An 18257-nucleotide genomic window follows, 5' to 3' on the forward strand; every position below is an offset into this window, starting at 1 on the left:
AATCAACCAGGTATAACGGTTATTTTCGCCACGCTAGGGATGACAGCCGTTAAAGCGATAAAGAACAGCGCGCCCTCCTCGATCTACCTCTGTGAAATAGCCGTCGATAGGCACTCCATAAAAACCGGGCCATTCGAAGCTACGCGAAACCCCCCTGAACTTGCTATCTGGGCGAGTATAAAAATGAGTTACCTTTAGGTTGTTAAGTGCCTGGCAAATCTGCGGGTCTTTACCTAAATCGTTCAGATGGTAGAACAGCCGACTGCGCTTAGAATCCCAAACCGATTTACTTAGGGCAGGGAAAACCACTTTACGTCCCGCTATAGAGTCAAAATAGACGGTTCCGATGGAAGGATCTCCCAGGATTACCGCATCTTTTGGCAAGGTTGAAGCGGAGCGGTTAATTAAAGCCAATTCTGCGCTGTTTGCGAACCCATCTGTGCCCGTCTGGTTGGGATTAAAAACTGACTGGAGTGCCCATACCCGACTGTCCGAGGCTGAAATCCCGATAATCAGGGAGAGTGAAAGGACGCTTACCAGCGCAAGTTTACGTCCTCTGCGCGATACCTGCCGGGATTTAAGGAAGCGAGAACCTCTTACTATAAAGAAGTCTAAACCCACGCCAACCAGTAGGTTTAGGGGTAACTGTAGTAGAGCCATTAGACGGCGCGGATCCGAATACCACGGCCCGGTTAATACTTTTAGCTCGGTGGTTGGCAGGGAAGAAACCATTACCAAGAAAGCGCAAACTGCCCAGCTTCCCAGCAACCACTTTGGTGCCTTCCCGTGAAATACCGCTAAAATCCCAAAGATAAATAGCACAGTCATTAACCCCATGAACAGGATAAATGGCAGAGACTGGTAGAAGAAAGGAGCGGGGAAAAGAGGACGAATAAAGGAAAGGAGCAAATCACCTTTTCTATCAAATAGGGCGGTCGCCAAACTGGAGGGGTTAAGGAAAGCAACCTCGAGAACTATCAAGGTTCCAAGGCATGCTCCTAGCCATACGGCAAGGCTTAAGAGTTTTCCTCCCCTCACGGCTTGCCACAAATGAGTAATAATAAGCGCTGTTAGCGGCGGGAAAAGTAGTGCTAACAGATTGAAAAAGACCGCGGGGTGAACCCAAACTGCCCCTATCCCCATAAAACAGGAAACAAAAAATACTGTTAAAAGCGAAGATAGCTTAAGGGGTAATCCGAGGGGGATTAAATAGGTAGCTGCGGGGTCAGGAAGTAGCGATGACCCTGCTACTTTTCGCAGATAAGCTAGGAGCATCCGACCCAAAACTAGGATTAACGCTGTAATTCCCGGCACTAATGCCAGTCCGATTCCATTGGGCCATTGCACGTAGCGGGCGAGGGAATCAGCCGGGAAACAGAAAGTGAATCCGGACAATACGGTTACCAGCAGCCCGGCGCGCCGAGAAATCCCTATCAGACTTACCAGTGCACATATTCCGATAATCCACCAGCACACTAACAATGCAAAGGTGAGATTAGCGGCAGGAACTACGGATTTAGAACCGGTAAATAGGACGGTGAACACGTGCCAACCATCAGGATAATAACGTTTGGCACCATCACCATACATTCCAGATAGGGCATAAAGAGGATGCGCATCTTGGGTGCGGCGCAGCAACGAGAGGGCGTTGTAGTGGAAACTGGGATCCCAACGTTGAGCGGGATTATAAAAGTTCACGGTTGCCAGCATTGGGGCAATACCTGCGACGATACCCCCTAATCCGGAGCCAAGTAACGGAAAATCCCAGGAGATATTAAACCCGATATTGCGGCGTCGCCAGGTAGCGAGGGCAGCAAATATTACGCTAAGTAGGGTTATTAGCGGGAAAACTGTGGCAGGTTTCCAGCGCCAATAATCTGGGAAAAAGCCCAGTTTTCCCAGCCAAAGGGTACTCGAGGGGGAAAGCAGAGCTGCTAATACTAGAAGTAAGAAAAAAGAAAGCGCCGGAGAAACCGCTAGGGTCAGCCTTTTTGAAAGTCGCGGAATGAGTGCTCGAATCAGGGTGAATCCCGGTAGCACAGAAAATGCCAGCATCGCGAGAAAGATAGCGACTAGCTGCATTTTCTTGCCTTACCTTTAGCCATAGAGGATTTTTCTGATTAGACTTTACCGTCTGCGCTACATGAACACTAGCTTGGGTTTCAATCTTTATAAATGCGTTTAGGGATGGAAACTATTTTTGAGGACGCTCCGGGGCTTTCAGGGGTGCGAGCAGCGCGAACCCCACTCCCAGTAGCAGAGTAATCCCTAATACTCCGAAATGCTGGGAGCTGCTACCGGCGGGAACAATCAGTTTCCCAATCCACACAAATAGGGCGAAAAGGGCGGGAGATAGGAAAGAAACCGCCCGTCCGGTGGTGGCGTACAGACCGAATAGTTCGCCCTCGCGCCCTTTGGGAATAATTCGGGCAAGGAACGAACGGGAGGCTGACTGGACAGGACCGACAAATATGCAAAGTAACAGCCCAAATGACCAGAAAATTTTGGCTCCCCCGTTGTGGGCAAAGAACAGAGTTAAGCCGAGGATAGTCATGCAGCCAAGGGAAAAAATCATGACTTTTTTAGGGCCGAAATAGTCGTCAGCGGCTCCGCATCCGATAGTTGCGATTCCCGCTACCACGTTGGCGACAATCGCAAAAATCATTACCTGCCCGCGGTCTAGTCCGAACACGGTGGAAGCTAGGATTGCCCCATAGGTGAATACCCCTGCCAGTCCGTCCCGGAAAATAGCGGAAGCAATCAGGAATCGTAAGATTTCAGGAGCGGTTTTTGCTAGACTTGTAATAGTTTGCCAAAGCTCAATATAGGCAGCTTTGATTCCGGCAAGAGTACCGGCGGATTCTTTGTCTTGAGAATCAATTCCCGCCATAGTGACCGGGTGGAGTTTCCCATCGGCTCCGCGCCTCCTGCCTGGTAAAGCCACTATTACCGGGATGCTAAACACCGCGAACCAGATGGTGGCAAATACCATGGCGATACGGATATTCATATAGTTTTCCCCGGTAACCCCAAACCAGCCTACCTCGGGGGAAATGAAACCGATATAGAGAATTCCCAACAAAAAAATACCGCCCAGGTATCCCATACCCCAGCCGATACCGGAAACCTTCCCCATATTCTCTTTAGTGGAAACTCGTGCCAACATGGCGTTATAGTTCACTGAGGCGAACTCGAAGAAGATGTTGCCAAAAGATAGCATGGCGACCCCTAGCCACAGCGCCCCGGTTTTTCCTAAAGGTGAAGTGGGATAGACCGCGAACATTAACGCCATACAAATCGTGACTAGACAAGAAAATAGCGCAAGCATCCGGGTACCGCGCCCTTTATGGTCGGCTCTCTGTCCAGAAACCGGTGCTACCAGAGCAATTACTAATCCAGCAAACGCTAATCCGATTGATAAATCGGTGGTGGCTTCATTTCCGGGGGCGAATAAATCCTCGGTGGTTAGGTAGACGGTGAAAACGAAAGTGGTTGCTACCGCATTGAAAGCGGCAGACCCCCAGTCCCATAACGACCAGGCAAAAATCTTGCCTTTGGTGCGGTCATTGCTTTGTTCCGGCAAATTCTGCTGGTTATCGGCGGTCTCAGCCATAACTTCCTGCCCTTAGTCGCGGTCGGGGTTTTCTGCCAGCCAAGTGGCTAGCTTCAAGTCTAAGGGATAAGTGATTTTTAAGGCGCGCATCGAGCCGGGAACAAAATACTGTTCGTGCCCTAGGGTAGCTACGAGTACAGCGTCATCAACAGCTTCGCCCTCGCAAATTGATTCCTCTCGGGCTCGGTCGTGAGCTGCAAAAATAATATCCCCAACGAAACCTTGCGGGGTTTGTACGCAGCGCAGACGGGAACGGTCAGGAGTTGAACCGGCGGGGGTTATTTTGAGTCCCTGGCGGGTGAAGGTGTCGCCTTTAACTTCTCGTACAGTATCGATTAGTTCAGTAGCAGGCACTACTGCCGGGCAGCCGGATTCCACTGCCTGACATACCCTTTCAAACTGGGCTATCGGGGTGAGGGCGCGGGCTGCGTCATGGATTAGCACAATCGCTGTCGGGTCGTTTGCTGGCAGCTGTCCATTGCCCGGTTCAAAACTCAATAATCCTTTAAGACCTTCGTAAACAGATTTTTGTCGGGAGGAACCTCCGGGCAGTACTGTCCACGGATAGGATAGGGCGGCTTCGCGGGCAATCTGGGTGAAGGTCTCAAGATAGTTTGCGGGGGCAGTGATTGCTACCCCCGCTAAGTCACCTAGAGGTTCAAGACCGCACAGCGCATGGTGCAGTATCGGTTTTCCTGCTAGGTTTACCAGCGCTTTCGGTTCATTATGTCCCAAGCGAGTGCCAGAACCAGCAGCGGTCACGACGCAGTAAATGCTGCGTCCCATAGCCAGTTTCCTAACCCTTATTTGTTATTGACGCGGTCGTATTCTATTTGGGCTTCTTCCATGATTTTGTCGAGGCGATCGGAGGCGGCCTCTTCGTCCTCATGTTTAGCCAGGGCAAGTTCGGAAATTAAAATCGCGCGCGCCTTGGCAAGCATCCGCTTTTCACCTGCAGACAGCCCTCTTTCGTTATCGCGGAATGTTAAATCCCGAACTACCTCGGAGACTTTTAGAATATCGCCGGTAGCTATTTTCTCGCCGTTAGCCTTGTAGCGGCGTGACCAGTTCGTAGGCTCTTCAATATAGGGCTGCTGTAGCACGTCAAGCACTTCTTTTAGACCATCTTCGTCTACTACGTCACGAACCCCAACCATATCGACATTTGCTGCCGGTACCTGGATGGTCATATCACCATTGGTGACCCGCAACATCAGATAGGTGGTGTCTTCACCTTTGAGCTTACGGGTAGTGATATTTTCAATCACTGCGGCACCATGATGGGGATAAACAACGGTCTGACCGATTTCAAATGTCATAACTTTTAGGCTCCCAAATACAAATTTTCCGGATACCATTCTACCGTAAAACCTCTTTACCTGCTAAAGAGGACTTAGCCACAAAGGTCGTAGCCGAAATAGCTGTTGTTTGCGGTGATGCGGCACTTTCAAAAGCGCTTTTCTGACAGATTTTAACCGGATTTACCAGGCGCTTTACCTATTGCAAGCGTTGGAATCCCTAATTGGAATATCCAGAAACTGTGATTAGGGAAGCTTCAGGTGGGCAAGCCAGGCGCACCGGCGTGAACTTGGAAGTGCCTAACCCTCTGGAAATATGTACCCAAGTTTGCTCGAGCTCGCGGGTTACACCAATCTGCTCGTCCTTAGCAATTTTTCCTAAATCGGGCAGCGGGTAGATTTTACCTTTATGTACCCGAGGCGCCGGGTTATCTACAGTCCCTGCCTTCCACAAATGCAGTCCCCCAGAATAGCTAAGTGGCAGGTCGGTGTTGTTTACTAGCGCGCCAAATCCCGGTAGGCAAACCTGACCACCATGAGTGTGACCTGCAAGCACCAGGTCAGCTCTCCAAGTAGCATATTGGTCGAGGACGCGAGCATAGGGGGCGTGGGTGAGGGCGAGACGCAACTGAGATTGCCCCCAAGTAGGAGGTACTTTCACTGTCTCGTCCCGTCCTATATGGGGATCGTTTACCCCAGAAAGCGCTAGTGAGAGTGCTATAGCGCTGCGTCCTTGCCGGGCAGGGGAAGTAGTATTTAAGGTTGCCACCTGGTTGTTTAGGTCTATCCAGCCGCCGTCAGTTAAGAAGCTCCGAAATTCCTCGGTGGGCAGGTCGGGAACGGTACGTAGTTTCGGTTTCTTGTCCGGGAAAAAATAGTGCCACGGTATTTTCGCCCGTCCCGAATAATAGTCATTAGAACCAAAAACAAAGGCTCCCGGAAACTTAAATAGAGGTTTTAGGGCTCTCTTTAACATCGCTAGCCCAGAGGCATCAGAGAAGTTATCCCCCGTCAGAGCCACAAAATCAATCTCGTCGAACTCGCTAAGGGAAGCCACGTATTCACATAGCCACTCACTTCCAGACCATAAATGCAGGTCAGAAAGGTGAAGTATGCGTAGCTGCCAGTCGGAGGGCAAGTCAGTATTGTCTGGATTCCTCAGTGGAATTAAAGCAGGCGAACCGGGCGCTTTTTCCAGTTGATAGCGTCGCAGCCGGGGACGGCGCGCCTCAATAAAAGGATAGGCTGTCGCCCCCAAAGCTAAGGGAGCCAAAGCACCTAAGTACCGCAAAGCTTAGTCCTCTTCGTAATAGATAGTTTCGGAAATTTCATTGACCGCAGGACTTGGTGAGTCAGGGGCATCATCGGGATTAGTGGGCTTGGGGCGAGGTACACCCTGGTTAATGGTCTTACCCTCCGCGATATTCGCGCTTGGGAAACTAGCCGCTGGCAGACCTTGCACCGCAGTGGACATATACTGTCTAAACGCCGTGGAAGGAACGGTGTTACCCCAAACGATCCCGTAGTAAGCACCGTTAATCCTCAATCCCGTCAGGTTGCGCGGACCTCCCTGGGAATAGCCGACCCAAACCGCGGTTGCCAGATTCGGGGTTGCCCCCACGGTCCAGGCTGCTTTCGGGCCGTTAGTAGTCCCGGTTTTCGCCATCACCTGACGACCTATACTCACCCGTCCCCCATAGCTATTAGCGGTAGATACCAGTACCTGAGCAGTTTTATTAGCCACGCTTTCTTCAACGGTGCGTTTACAGTTTCCCGAAGGAACTTTGAAAGATTTACCGTCGGCATCCACCACTTTTTCGAGCGCTACCGGCGAGCAGAGCGTACCTCCGGAAGCAATTGTGCCAAATGCATTCGCCATGTTTAGGGGGGTGACCGAACCCGCCCCAATAATGAAGGGCGGATAAAAATCCTGTTTTAGATTAGGATCGCCGCTCACCGCGCCAAGATTTTCACCCATTTTGTAGATATCGCAAAGGTCAAGGTTAGTAGCCATCCCGGCATAGGTGGTGTTTAAAGATTTTTGGGTACCTTCTAAAACCGAAGTGGCATAGTTGTTACCCCCGGTGGCGTTCTTTAAATCCCAAGAGCTGGCATGTACCGGACAGTTACCAGAAACCTTCCATTCCCGGGTGGAATAATGGGTGCGTCCTCCCACCACCGAATAGGCTGAGTAGCCATTATCAAACCAGGTAGCCAAGGTTACGGGCTTATAGGAAGATCCGGGCTGGAAGCCCGCGCCCCCACCGTGAGCCTTATCCACCCCGAAAGAGTTCTGGGTGGCACGGGGGTGTTCCTTATCGGGATTGCCATAAGTGGTGTTCTGGGCAATCGCTCGAATTTTTCCACTGCCAGGTTCAATGGAGGTAATACTGATTGAAAGCCCCGAACCGTCTGCCTCAGGGATTCGGTTAAAAGCGGTATCGGTTGCCGCATTTTGCATATTGGAATCCATGGTGGTGTAAATTTGCAGACCCCCACGTAGCAACAGACGCCGCCGGTCATTAAGGGACTTGCCGAAAGCAGGATTATTGTAGATTTCATTAACCGCGTAAGCGCAAAAATAAGAAGCCTTACCAGCAGTCGCACATCCCTGTTTACCAGGAGAAACTTTCAGCATATCGGTAACTTTTATCGCCTTGGCTTCGTTGTACTGCTCGTAGCTAATCATCTGCTCGCGCAGCATCGCTTTCAATACCTGGTCACGCCGGTTCTGACTGGCATCTGGGTGGATAGTGGGGTCATATTTTGCCGGCGACTGGGTGATGCCAGAAAGCAACGCCCCCTCACTAATCGTCAGGTCTTTCGCGCTTTTAGAGAAGTAGTAGCGACTGGCAGATTCCACCCCGTAAACCGAAATTCCGTAGGGGGCTATATTTAGATACCCCTCTAAAATTTCATCTTTTGTTAGTTTCTTTTCAATGGCGAGGGCGTCTTTGGCTTCTCGCAGTTTGCGGGAGATGCTCTGCTCGCGGGCTTTGCGAACCTCGTTCATATCTCCAGAACGTAGACCCTTGTCTATTAGGGTGTTCTTTACTAGCTGTTGGGTGAGGGTGGAAGCGCCTTGAGTGTCGCGCCCCGCTAAGTTATTGACAATGGCGCGGGCAATACCCTCTAGGTCTACCCCGCGGTGCTGATAAAAACGGTGATCTTCAACCGCGATTGTCCCTTTTTGTACCCAGGGGGACATGTTTTTTAGTTTGACGATAATCCGGTTTTCTGCATAAAAGCGGGCTATTTCTTTGCCGTCACGAGAGTAAAGCACGGATTGCTGGGAGGGCTGTGTGGGTTTGAACTCGCTAGGAATTTCGGTGAGGGCGCTTACCCCTACCCGGGCGGTTAGCCCGGCTGCGCCGATGACTGGCAGAGCCAATCCTGCCAGCAGTACTGCTGACAGAGCAATCAAAGCTGCCAGCGCTGCTAGAGTGCGGCGTAGCTGCTGGCGCGGCAGATAACGATTGGTGCCTTTTTGCATAGTCCTAGCCTACTTTGCCACCCTATATTTCGGCATCTTAAGCGACGTAAATAAACAGAATGTGGGCAATCACTATCTAGGTTACTGACTAAAGCTAGCTTACGGTTTCGTTTTGTGTTTTTAGTAAAATATGGGTACGGTCACATATAAAGGCAACGTAGCCGTAATAGTTCAAGGAGTGAACAATGGACTTTAGACAGGACGAGACTTGGGCAGCTCAAGCTTTATGTGCTGGTCAGGAACCAGATGCTTTATTTGTGCAGGGCGCGGCGCAAAGACAGGTTCGTACCCGCTGTTTTTCCTGTCCGGTACGTCTTGAATGTTTGGCTGATGCTCTCCAATCCGAGGCTAACTACGGGGTGTGGGGCGGTCTGACCGAGCGGGAAAGGCGCGCGATGCTGCGCTATTACGAGGACGTAACTGATTGGTGGGATTGGTTAAATAACTCGGCTGATGAGCTTGCGGTAGAGCTGCGCCAACCGGCTACTCCCAACGTTTTAGCAAGAGTGCGTTAATACGCTAACTGTCGTTAAACTGAGAACATGACGAAATGGGAATACGCGACAATCCCGCTACTGTCGCATAACACGAAAGCAATCCTAGACAATTGGGGCGAGGACGGCTGGGAACTGGTCAGCGTCATCGCCGGTCCTAATGGCTGGGAAAACCCGGTAGCCTATCTTAAACGTCCGCGTGGTTAATTAAATGTCGGCGGTTTCAAAGCGTTTAGAAGAGGCAGGTTTGGTATTGCCTGCGGTGGCGGCTCCGGTAGCTGCCTACACTCCGGCGATTGGTCTTGAAACCGAGGGCGGATTACTGGTGCGTACCTCCGGGCAGATACCGGTAAAAGACGGCGAACTGGTAGCAACCGGGCTGGTAGGGGCAGAAGTTAGCCCTCAGGAGGCATATAGCGCCGCCCAGGTGTGCGCCCTTAATGCCCTGGCTGCTGGCGCCCAGGTTGCTGGCGGGGTGGATAGGCTAGAGCGGGTGTTAAAAGTGACCGTCTTCGTGGCATCTATCCCCAACTTTACCGGTCAGGCAAGTGTGGCTAATGGAGTCTCCGATACTTTTGGAAAACTATTTGACCAGCCCCATATCCGTTCTGCGGTTGGGGTAGCTTCGCTGCCGCTGGGCGCTCCTTGCGAAGTAGAGGTTGAATTCCTGGCGCGCACTTAATAACCCGTAAAGCTAAAGGTTTGTTTTAGGAACGTTTGCGTCCTCTTTAAGGGTTTTTGCCCTCACACTTGCCACCCGGCGCGCCGCCCAATACACAATGCCGGTGAAAATCGCGGTTCCTGCAACCATGCTAAGTTGCACGAAAAGCTCAGCTTGCGCGCTCAAGGTAGCAATCGTGAACCCGTTGAGGACGCACACAAATGCGGTTGCCCCCAGTAGTGGCCAGGCTGCGCGGTGGGCACGCCCCCAGGCGTCCTCATCGGCAGTGGTCGCTTCATTAACGATTCCGAGTGGGCTGCCAATAGGTAAGCGGCGGTGATGAAATAGAATCATTCCCGCTCCCAGATAGGCTGCCAAAAGTAGATAAACGATTCCTATAACCAGTGCAAGCATATATTTATTTCCCTCCTGCAGCGGTATAACCTAAGGGCTAACGAAGCAAAGCTGCAAATGCTAAAACTATTCTAAAACTAAAGGAGTAAACGTTTTGGGACGCAAAATCTCTGATTCTCTAGGGCGCAGGGCGATAGCGGCTTGGCTTGCTTACCAAGCAGACAGGGACGCTAAAGCGTGCGCTGTGCGTTATAGCCTGCAAGTATTGACAGAGCGTCACCCTGGTCAAGCCGTAGAAGTGCGGGTTCCTCCTTTTGGGGCGGTGCAAATCGGGGTGGGAACCGTGCATCGGCGGGGAACTCCGCCGGCGGTAGTCGAAATGGATACTGACACTTGGCTGGCGTTAGCTTGCGGGAATATCTCCTGGAAACAGGTCGTAGTGGACGGTCAGATTAACGCCACCGGGGTCGGTTCGGACTTGTCCGCCTATTTGCCCGTATTTTCAGCTCCATCTACACTATCTGAGCCTGTTTCCGCCCCTTCCAAGCGGTGTCATTAGCGCGTTTCGCGCAGCGAAAAACTTATGCTGGGCATAAAACACCACGCAAGGCATAGAATGGATAGTAATTAGCAAAAACTGCTCTCAAGAATGGATAGGAGAGATTTTGATTATGCCAAATCCTCAGCGGTCGGTACCGGCCACCCCCGGATATCATTCTGCTCCCTCGGCGGCGCCGGCTCACCGCGCTGTTCCCGGAGTTCCTGCAACTCCCGGTTTTCATGCGAGGCAATCAGGTGTCCCTCACCAAGAGCCTGACACCCCCAAATCTACTGAGGACTCCGCAGCTTCGACGCGCCCCAATCTGGGTAATCTGCTGTCAAAGCTCTCCGATCAAATACAGGCTCTGGTAAAGGGCGAGATTGAGCTGGCAAAGGTTAAAGCTACCAATATGGCTAAACGTTCCGGAATGGGGATTGCCCTCCTGGTAGTAGCGGGGGTGCTCGGCCTCTATATGTTGGGATACCTTTTTGGGGCAGCAGCTAGTGCCCTGGCATTAGTTGTTCCTATCTGGGCAGCTAAACTGATTGTTGCCGGGATACTACTGGTTGTGCTGTTGATATTGGCACTGGTAGGCAAGGCTTCTTTGCAAAAGGGAATATCTGACAAACCTGCTCCGCAAGAGGGGATAAAAGAAAGTATTGCTGCGGTAAAGAAAGGGCTTGAATAAGATGACACAGCGTAGCGAAAGCCAAATACAGGCAGACCTGGAGGCTGCACGTAAGAATCTGAGCGGAACTGTTGAGGAGCTCTCTGATTATCTTTCTCCCAAGGCTAATGTGGAGCGAGCAAAAGCGGATGCGCAAAAAAAGGTACGCGCCCTCGCCGATAAAGCCCAGGAAACCGTGGAAGCGGCAAGCAGTGGCAAACCGGAGGCAATCAAGAAGGTGGTGGCGGTTGCCGGCGGGGCTGTGCTGCTCGGTGCGCTAATCGTGCGGCGTATGTTAAAGTAATTCTAAAGCTAGGGTTGGTGAAGCGGAAGATTTTCCGTGTACGACATGGTGTGCCGTACACCTCAACCGTGGAATCAAAATGGTCTTGATGCCCGCAATGGGGTATCTTTTATACAGGATATTTAAGGTAAGTTTTAGGGTACGCTAACGTACCCGCGATTATTGTGGAGGGGGTCACGCCATGGGGCGCGGCCGTCAAAAGGCGAAACAGACAAAAGTAGCACGTAAGTTAAAGTACTACAGTCCCGAGACGGACTATGCTGCATTGCAGCGCGAACTACAGGCTAAACAGCGCGATAATGTCGATGTCGATGTCGATGATGAGCAAGGCGAAGACCTAGAGGATTGGCGTAAAGACATTCCGTCTGCAACTGATGACGATTGGTTCAACTAGCTGTCGCCCATCAGGACAGAGTGCATCTTTGAAATAGACGACCTTTATGGGGACTAACTGTCCAGGATGCAGTTTTAGGGTTAATACCCAAACAGGCATTAGCCCCAGTTTTACGATTAATCTTCGGTGGCTATTGCCTGGAGCATAGGTATTTTTCGGGCACGTCGCGCCGGGATTGCGGCAGCAATCGTGCCTACTAGCACCGCCAATAGGCAAATCCAGCCTAGGGAAACCCACGGTATCTCAATCGTGGTTATACCCGAGTCAGCTAGGTATTTACAGATGAACACCGCTAAGGAAACCCCGCCGGTAATCCCCAACAGCGTTCCTGCCAAAGTGATAAACACAGATTCGACAGTAATCATCAGGGATAATCCGAAAGAAGAAAGCCCCACCGTGCGGATTAGCCCCAGTTCTCTAAAACGCTGCTGTACCGACAGTGACAGGGTGTTCATAATTCCTAAAGCCGCGATTATCAGTGATAATGCTAAGAGGGCGTAGAGAACTGTCAGCACCTGATTGATGGTGGTTGCTACTTTGTCGGCTGCTTGTACTTTATTTTGTACCACCATAAAGGGGTTATCGGAGATTGCTTTTTCTATCTCTTTTTGTACCTCGCTCTGATTTGCCCCTGCTTTAAGATTAATGGCGCAGCTAGTGGTAATATCAAGTGCCTGCGATCCCAATTCCTTGGCTAAGGAACGCTCTATCAGCACATCCCGGAACAAGAATCCCGCGTCGATGGTGGCAGCGATAGTGAGTGTTTCTGATGCGTTAAAACCGCTGATTCGGAAAGTATCTCCCACGGATAGTCCATGAGATTTTGCCCAAGAATTTGAAACTAAGGCTTGAGGGGCAGTTAAAGATTGCGAGAAATACTTATTAACCGAACCGGTAACTACCGGGACTTTTCGGTACTGATTGAAATGAGGATAGGTTACTTGGGTAATGGTCTCTTCCGGGGTTTTCGCGTCAGTTATCACCCTAAATAGCCCCATGCCGGTGACCGGTTCCACCTGTTTGACCCCGGGAACGGATGCAACTTTGTCTATTACTGTATCCGGAATTGAAACAACCTTAGGGCTGGGGCTAATCATTAAATCTGCGTTTATCTGCTGATTCAGGGTAGATTCGGTGGAGGCTTTTGTGGAAGCAGCTAGGGTTGCCCCTACGGCTACCAAAGCCACCCCAATCATTAACGCGGCGGCAGTATTGGCGCTTTGGCGCTTATTTGCGGTCAAGGTGCGCATTGCCAGGCGGGCATGAGGACGTAGCCACCAGATAAGCAAAGCGAACGTCCTAACGATTATCGCCGTAAGCGGGGTAACCAGAATCAACATGGACAGCAAAAACAGGCAGACACCGATAGCTAAACCCGATCCGCTCTTTGCGTCCTTTGAGCAAGCCCAAACTAATGTCCCGATAGCGAGGGCGAGAAATATCGTCCCGATAATCGCACGCGGCCAGATAGGTTTTTGGGTTTGGGTATTTTGCCTCATAGCTTCTATCGGGGCGGTAAGGGCAGCTGCGCGGGCAGGCCAGAGGGAACCAAGCACGGTTACTATGATTCCTACCGTTAAAGATAGCCAGGTAATCGACCATGACCAGCCGATTTGTAAGGCTTCGTATCCGGTTGTAACTAGCGCCCATGATACTAGCCGGGTCAGTAAAAACCCTGCTCCTACCCCGATTACGGATCCTATAATCCCTACCAATAACCCCTGGAGCGCAACGATAGAAAATACCTGGGTAGGTCCGGTTCCGATTGCCCGCAGCATCGCGAATTGGGATTGCTCGGCACGCACCATCATTTGGAAAGTATTGGCAATGATGAACGCCCCCACAAAGAGGGCGATTGCCGCGAATACCAGCAAGAATATGTTCACAAAAGCTAGGGAGCTAGCAGCTGCCGCATTGATTTCATCGTTGTATTGGGTCTGGGTCATAACTTCGGCAGTGCCTGAAAACTCTTTATTAAGTTCTGCCTGTAGGTTGTGGGAAGATACCCCTTTTTCGCCGGTGATACCGATAGCGCTGGTAAGGGTTGGACGTGGTTTTTGGGTGAAGCTCGCAAAACTGTCTGCGCCTACAAACACATAGTTAGTGAATGCTACCGGAGTGGGGAAACGGTAAATCCCGCTAACCTTGGCGTCTTTTCCCTCGCTAGAAACATAGACTTTAAGGGATTGACCAGTGGTTATTCCCAGGCGTTTGGCGGCGGATTCCTCTAAGGCGACTTCGGAACTGCCCGTAGGGGCATATCCTTTAACTAGGCGTGGTTGGCTGGTGTGACCGGGGAAAAATGCCTGTAAAACCGATACTTGCTCCCCTTGCCCTAGACGTTGATTGTCTTGATTGGCAAGCATACAAACGTCTACCAGGTAGGGGTCGGCGTCCTTTACGCCAGTTACGTTACTTGCCTTTTCAGCTAGTTTTAGAGGGAGGTTTTCTCTTACCGGGGCTTGCCCGGGGACTTTTTCACCTTGAACCTTGCCTACCAGGTAAAACTGATAGGTGTTTGCAGAGGAAATCAAGGAATTATAGGAATCAGCGAGGGTGGCGCGGAGGGCGAAAATCCCGGATAGAAACCCCACCCCCAGCACTACTGCTAGCAGTGCCATTTGAAAACGTACCAGGTGGGCACAAAGATTACGCCAGGCTAGTTTTATCATGCTTTATCCTGTGAATCTTGCAGAGAATCAATCGCATCTTGTGAGGACTCTAGCAGCGCTTCCGCTTTTTTAATCATGTTGAATAGGCGTTGTTTTTCTTGATTTAGGGTCTCTTCGGGGGTGCGTGCTATGGGTGCTGAGCTCAGCCTGGATTTAGTGCCTGTTGGAACTGCCACTTTAGGTTTAATGGGGGAAGCGACTCGGGGTTTCGCACCCTTACTTTCTCCAGGGTTATTTGAGGCGTTGGCACTACGAGAGTGAGCAGAGTTAATATCGTTTGTGGTGTTAGAGGCAGATATTGTCGCCCGTGCCTTTTTCTTTGCGTCCCGATTTGGGTTGTCTGATTTTATTTCTGAGGGCGCATCCTCCCAAAAACCAGAAGTTTCGTTTACCGGATTAGAAAATACCGAGTAAAGCCCTGACCAGCGCTTATTATCGGCATCGTGGCGAGACTCTTTAGCGGGCGTCGCTTTTTTCGGTAGTTGCCTATTTGTTTGCCCGCTAGTTTTTTCCTGCTTTTTCCTGGTTGTAGGCGCTTTTGTCTCTTTAGGGCGCGGCGCTGAATCTTTTTCGCTGGCTAGCTGATTTTGTCCAGGCTTTGGTGTCCAACCTCGCCAAGTAGTGCCACGTTCATCACGGCTTTCCCAGGCGCTTCCGTTAAGTAGCTGTTTGGGTAGCTTATTAGTGCCGGGCGTATCCGTTTTAGCGGGTGTGGGTTTTAGCGGTATCTTCCGGGTATTAGGCGTTGTTTTAGTGGTTTGCGGCTTTTCTTGCCGGCTTTGCGCCAGGGCTCTCCGTGCGCCCTCTTTAGTTAGTAATTCCGCTGGTACTACCGGTTTTGCGGTTCCCATTAGAGCGTTAAGGGCGCCCGCATCTATCGCCGGTGCTTTGGTTTGTGGCATGATGGCAGGAGCGGTATCTATTTTTGCTCCCCGCGCTATCTGCAAGTTCGCGAGTCGGGTCTGCATTTTCTCCCTATCCGGCCAGGTTCCAGCCTTATTAGTGGCGGGAAGATAGTCGGGACTAGATAGCTCACCGTTTTGCGGTTTATCGGTATTTTGGGAACCACGGCTGAGCGGATGAGTTTGTATGAAGTGAGGCAATTCGCTTTGTGCCGCTAGCACACTTTCACGTTCCGGATGGTTCAGTTCGGCAACTATTTGACCGTCAGAGAGGAAAAGTACCCGGTCAGCATAGGCAGCAGCAGCGGCCTCGTGGGTAACCATCACCACTGATTGCCCAAAATCATTAACAGCTTCCCGCAGGTAGCGTAGCACCTGCTTGGAGGATTCAGAATCTAGGTTTCCGGTTGGTTCATCGGCAAACAGCACTACCGCATCTTGCATTAGCGCCCGCGCGCAAGCTACTCGCTGCTGTTGCCCACCAGAGAGCTCACTGGGGCGATGACGTAGCCTATCTTCTAGCCCTAAAGCTCTAACTACCTGCTCGAAACGGTCTTCGGGAACTTTACGACGGGAAATTTCAAAAGGTAAAAGAATGTTTTCTTTCGCGCTGAGGGTGGGGATTAGGTTAAAGGCTTGGAAAATAAAGCCTATACGGTCGCGACGTAGCCGAGTTAGACGACGCTGATTCATTCCCACAATTTCGGTGCCATCAATTTTGATAGAGCCGGAGGTGGCGGATTCAAAACCGGCTAAACAGTGCATAAATGTGGATTTTCCTGAGCCAGATGGACCCATGATTGCGGTAAAGCGTCGCCTGGCGATTCCTATTGAAATATGGTCTAGGGCGCGCACGCTGCCCGCGCCAGAAACATAATCTTTGGTCAGCTCATTGACCTCAATTACCGGATCGGGAACGCTTGAGGGCAACTTCAGCCCTGACTTCAGGCGAGTTTGTGCGGGTTTCACCATGTGTTTCATGTTATCTCATAGGGCGAGCTCTGCCGTTAGTCTTTCACGCGCGTTTAGTGCACACCGGGTAATGGAGGGTAGTTTTCCCGGCATAGTTATTGCCGAAAAGAATAGCGAATCTTCTAAAACTTAGGGTTCGAGTAACGAGTAGAGAGGGGTAAAGATGGCAGGTGAGATTGCGATAGTCTCCAGTATCGCTACAAATATGCAGCAAGCAGCGTCCCTAGCTGGTAGCAGTGCGGCGCAGTTAGCGGCGATAAATCTGCGTGAACAATGGGAATCACAAGCCGGGATGGTTGCCCAAAGTGTTTTGCAGCGCCGCCAGCAAGATATGGGTGCACTGGCTCAAGCGGCAGTAAATGCTGGCCGGTTGGCAAGGGAAACGACCGGAGCGCTTTTGGCGCTGCAACAAGCTGGCAAACTGTGATGAATAGGCAGGCGGTGGCGGATTTGGGGGATAACGCAGGGTGGAAAACTGCCCGGAAAACTTTATTTAGAGTTCGGCACTATGCTGCGTAAGGAGGTGTCATGACCCAGAATGATAATCTGCTTCCTATTAGCGTAAATGGCGGTCACCAGTTGGGGATTAATACTGCCACTATCCGCGCTAATGCCCGTGATTTGAGCGCTGCGATTTTGAAAGTATCGAAAGTGAAAGAAATTTCTTACGCGGCGCTTTGTGCCGCTAGCGCTTTGCCCAACATTTATGCCACTACTGCTTTGAAAACCGCTCTACGTGGGTTAATGCAAGCAGCTACTGATTTGTGTTCTCAAATTACGGCTCTGCAAAACAGCTTGGATTTAGCGGCAGCTCGCTACGAGAACTGTGAAGCTCGTTCTCGGCAATTGTTTTCCCCGCTTTCTAGCCTCCCCTCTTCGGTAAGTTTAGGACTGCCAATAGCGCTTAGCTGGTGGTACCTGAATAAACAGCTAGATATTAACGCCAGTGCTGCTGGCAATACCTCTCAGCAAACCGAAGAATCCTGGCTAAACTATTTTCAAAATGCCCGCGAGAGTATTTCCGGCTTATTTTTAGCGCTACCATCTGCCCATTTAGCGGGACTAATCGCCCTTGCCAGCGGTTCTCCGGGGGTATCGGTTACGCCCAAAATTGGTTCTAGCCAGCAAAAAGTTCCGGTTCCTCTTTCGGCATCTCAATTGGTTACCCAGTTTAATCAAGCCCAGGCCTATCCAGATCATGGAGAGCTGAGGGTAGTTAAATACCGTACAGGTAATAAAATCTCCTGGCGGGTAGATATTCGCGGTACCCAGGTTTGGAGCGTCACCGGTGCAAACCCACAGGATATGCGTACTAATCTACAAACGAATGCTTGCGGATTGGCGGGTAAATCCGATATGACCAAGGCGGTTACCCGCGCACTTGATCAGGCTGGTTACCGCAGCGGGCAACCGGTAGAGCTGATAGGTCATTCCCAAGGCGGCGCGGTTGCCGCCCAAGTAGGTTCCGACCCTAAATTGGCGAAGAAATATAACGTAAAAAGCGTGGTTACGTTAGGTTCTAACACTGGAGGGTTCCGTCCAGCTCCGGGGGTTCACATTGTGGCGCTAGAAAATACTGCCGATATTGTGCCTCGCCTAGATGGCAGAGCAAATCCCAACGTGCCTAATCTGACTACGGTGCAAACCTACAAGAATGCTGGCGGTATCAGCGCCAATCATTCCAAAGAATTATATGCCCAGGTAGCAAGGGCGTGGGAACGGTCTGGGGATGGTGATTACGCGCGTTTTATTGAAGCTAGAAATTACAACCTGGGGATTAACCACACCACCCAAGCAACTGCCCAATCCTTTGTAGTGCAGCGGGAGGCCAGTCCCAGCAGTTTCGATCCCAAAGTATATGAAAAGGTGGTGAAACGCCTCAGATAGCTAAA

General features: G+C 51.0%; 18 protein-coding genes. 9 read left to right on the forward strand and 9 right to left on the reverse strand.

What is annotated here, in order from left to right; translation table 11 throughout:
* Positions 1-33: 33 nt before the first annotated feature.
* The 6 genes from PG728_RS04390 to PG728_RS04415 all read right to left on the reverse strand — a co-directional run bounded on the left by PG728_RS04390 (position 34) and on the right by PG728_RS04415 (position 8404).
* On the reverse strand, positions 34-2082 hold the full coding sequence (locus PG728_RS04390; RefSeq protein ID WP_270626033.1) for a DUF6541 family protein: 2049 nt from the start codon (positions 2080-2082) through the stop codon (positions 34-36).
* Positions 2083-2194: 112 nt separating this feature from the next.
* Positions 2195-3613: an MFS transporter gene (locus PG728_RS04395; RefSeq protein WP_270626034.1), complete on the reverse strand. Its 1419-nt coding sequence runs from the start codon at positions 3611-3613 to the stop codon at positions 2195-2197.
* Positions 3614-3625: 12 nt separating this feature from the next.
* On the reverse strand, positions 3626-4399 hold the full coding sequence (locus PG728_RS04400) for an IspD/TarI family cytidylyltransferase (protein ID WP_270626035.1): 774 nt from the start codon (positions 4397-4399) through the stop codon (positions 3626-3628).
* Positions 4400-4416: 17 nt separating this feature from the next.
* Positions 4417-4932: a CarD family transcriptional regulator gene (locus PG728_RS04405; RefSeq protein ID WP_072510809.1), complete on the reverse strand. Its 516-nt coding sequence runs from the start codon at positions 4930-4932 to the stop codon at positions 4417-4419.
* Between the two features lie 199 nt (positions 4933-5131).
* Entirely contained in the window at positions 5132-6202 is a 1071-nt protein-coding gene (locus PG728_RS04410; protein WP_270626036.1) for a metallophosphoesterase, read from the reverse strand.
* A 3-nt stretch (positions 6203-6205) separates the two neighbouring features.
* The gene (locus PG728_RS04415; RefSeq protein ID WP_270626037.1) at positions 6206-8404 is read right to left on the reverse strand and encodes a transglycosylase domain-containing protein; all 2199 of its coding nucleotides are present in this window, start codon (positions 8402-8404) and stop codon (positions 6206-6208) included.
* A 185-nt stretch (positions 8405-8589) separates the two neighbouring features.
* Here PG728_RS04415 and PG728_RS04420 point away from each other — a divergent pair, with 185 nt between their 5' ends.
* From PG728_RS04420 to PG728_RS04430, 3 genes are read left to right on the forward strand one after another with little or no spacing between them, the layout of a single operon-like run.
* Positions 8590-8919: a WhiB family transcriptional regulator gene (locus tag PG728_RS04420; protein ID WP_072510487.1), complete on the forward strand. Its 330-nt coding sequence runs from the start codon at positions 8590-8592 to the stop codon at positions 8917-8919.
* A 27-nt stretch (positions 8920-8946) separates the two neighbouring features.
* Positions 8947-9105, forward strand: coding sequence for a hypothetical protein (locus PG728_RS04425; RefSeq protein ID WP_270626038.1), 159 nt, complete (start codon positions 8947-8949; stop codon positions 9103-9105).
* 4 nt (positions 9106-9109) lie between these two features.
* Complete coding sequence (locus tag PG728_RS04430) at positions 9110-9580, forward strand: RidA family protein (RefSeq protein WP_270626039.1); 471 nt, start codon at positions 9110-9112, stop codon at positions 9578-9580.
* A 12-nt stretch (positions 9581-9592) separates the two neighbouring features.
* Here PG728_RS04430 and PG728_RS04435 read toward each other — a convergent pair whose 3' ends face one another.
* The gene (locus PG728_RS04435; RefSeq protein WP_270626040.1) at positions 9593-9973 is read right to left on the reverse strand and encodes a hypothetical protein; all 381 of its coding nucleotides are present in this window, start codon (positions 9971-9973) and stop codon (positions 9593-9595) included.
* Positions 9974-10067: 94 nt separating this feature from the next.
* On the opposite strand from PG728_RS04435, the gene PG728_RS04440 reads away from it, so the two are divergent.
* The 4 genes from PG728_RS04440 (at position 10068) to PG728_RS04455 (ending at position 11819) form a co-directional block, all read left to right on the forward strand.
* Positions 10068-10472 carry a sterol carrier family protein gene (locus PG728_RS04440; protein ID WP_270626041.1) on the forward strand — a complete coding sequence of 135 codons (405 nt, stop codon included), beginning with the start codon at positions 10068-10070 and terminating at the stop codon, positions 10470-10472.
* Between the two features lie 112 nt (positions 10473-10584).
* Positions 10585-11142 (forward strand): phage holin family protein, encoded by a 558-nt coding sequence (locus tag PG728_RS04445; RefSeq protein WP_270626042.1) that lies wholly within the window; start codon positions 10585-10587, stop codon positions 11140-11142.
* Between the two features lies 1 nt (position 11143).
* Positions 11144-11425, forward strand: coding sequence for a DUF3618 domain-containing protein (locus tag PG728_RS04450; RefSeq protein ID WP_270626043.1), 282 nt, complete (start codon positions 11144-11146; stop codon positions 11423-11425).
* A gap of 181 nt (positions 11426-11606) precedes the next feature.
* Positions 11607-11819: a DUF3073 domain-containing protein gene (locus PG728_RS04455; RefSeq protein ID WP_270626044.1), complete on the forward strand. Its 213-nt coding sequence runs from the start codon at positions 11607-11609 to the stop codon at positions 11817-11819.
* Positions 11820-11935: 116 nt separating this feature from the next.
* Here PG728_RS04455 and PG728_RS04460 read toward each other — a convergent pair whose 3' ends face one another.
* Positions 11936-14491: an ABC transporter permease gene (locus PG728_RS04460; RefSeq protein WP_270626045.1), complete on the reverse strand. Its 2556-nt coding sequence runs from the start codon at positions 14489-14491 to the stop codon at positions 11936-11938.
* Positions 14488-16365: an ABC transporter ATP-binding protein gene (locus tag PG728_RS09310; protein WP_333558163.1), complete on the reverse strand. Its 1878-nt coding sequence runs from the start codon at positions 16363-16365 to the stop codon at positions 14488-14490. Before PG728_RS09310 ends, PG728_RS04460 begins: the two co-directional genes overlap by 4 nt.
* 163 nt (positions 16366-16528) lie before the next feature.
* Between PG728_RS09310 and PG728_RS04470 the strand changes: the two genes are divergently transcribed.
* Together PG728_RS04470 and PG728_RS04475 are read left to right on the forward strand one after the other, a co-directional pair.
* Positions 16529-16792, forward strand: a complete 264-nt coding sequence (locus PG728_RS04470) for a hypothetical protein (protein WP_072510495.1) — start codon at positions 16529-16531, stop codon at positions 16790-16792.
* Between the two features lie 101 nt (positions 16793-16893).
* Positions 16894-18252 carry a lipase family protein gene (locus PG728_RS04475; protein ID WP_270626046.1) on the forward strand — a complete coding sequence of 453 codons (1359 nt, stop codon included), beginning with the start codon at positions 16894-16896 and terminating at the stop codon, positions 18250-18252.
* Positions 18253-18257: the final 5 nt, after the last annotated feature.

This window comes from Varibaculum timonense (genome assembly GCF_027694345.1).
Taxonomy (GTDB): domain Bacteria; phylum Actinomycetota; class Actinomycetes; order Actinomycetales; family Actinomycetaceae; genus Varibaculum; species Varibaculum timonense_A.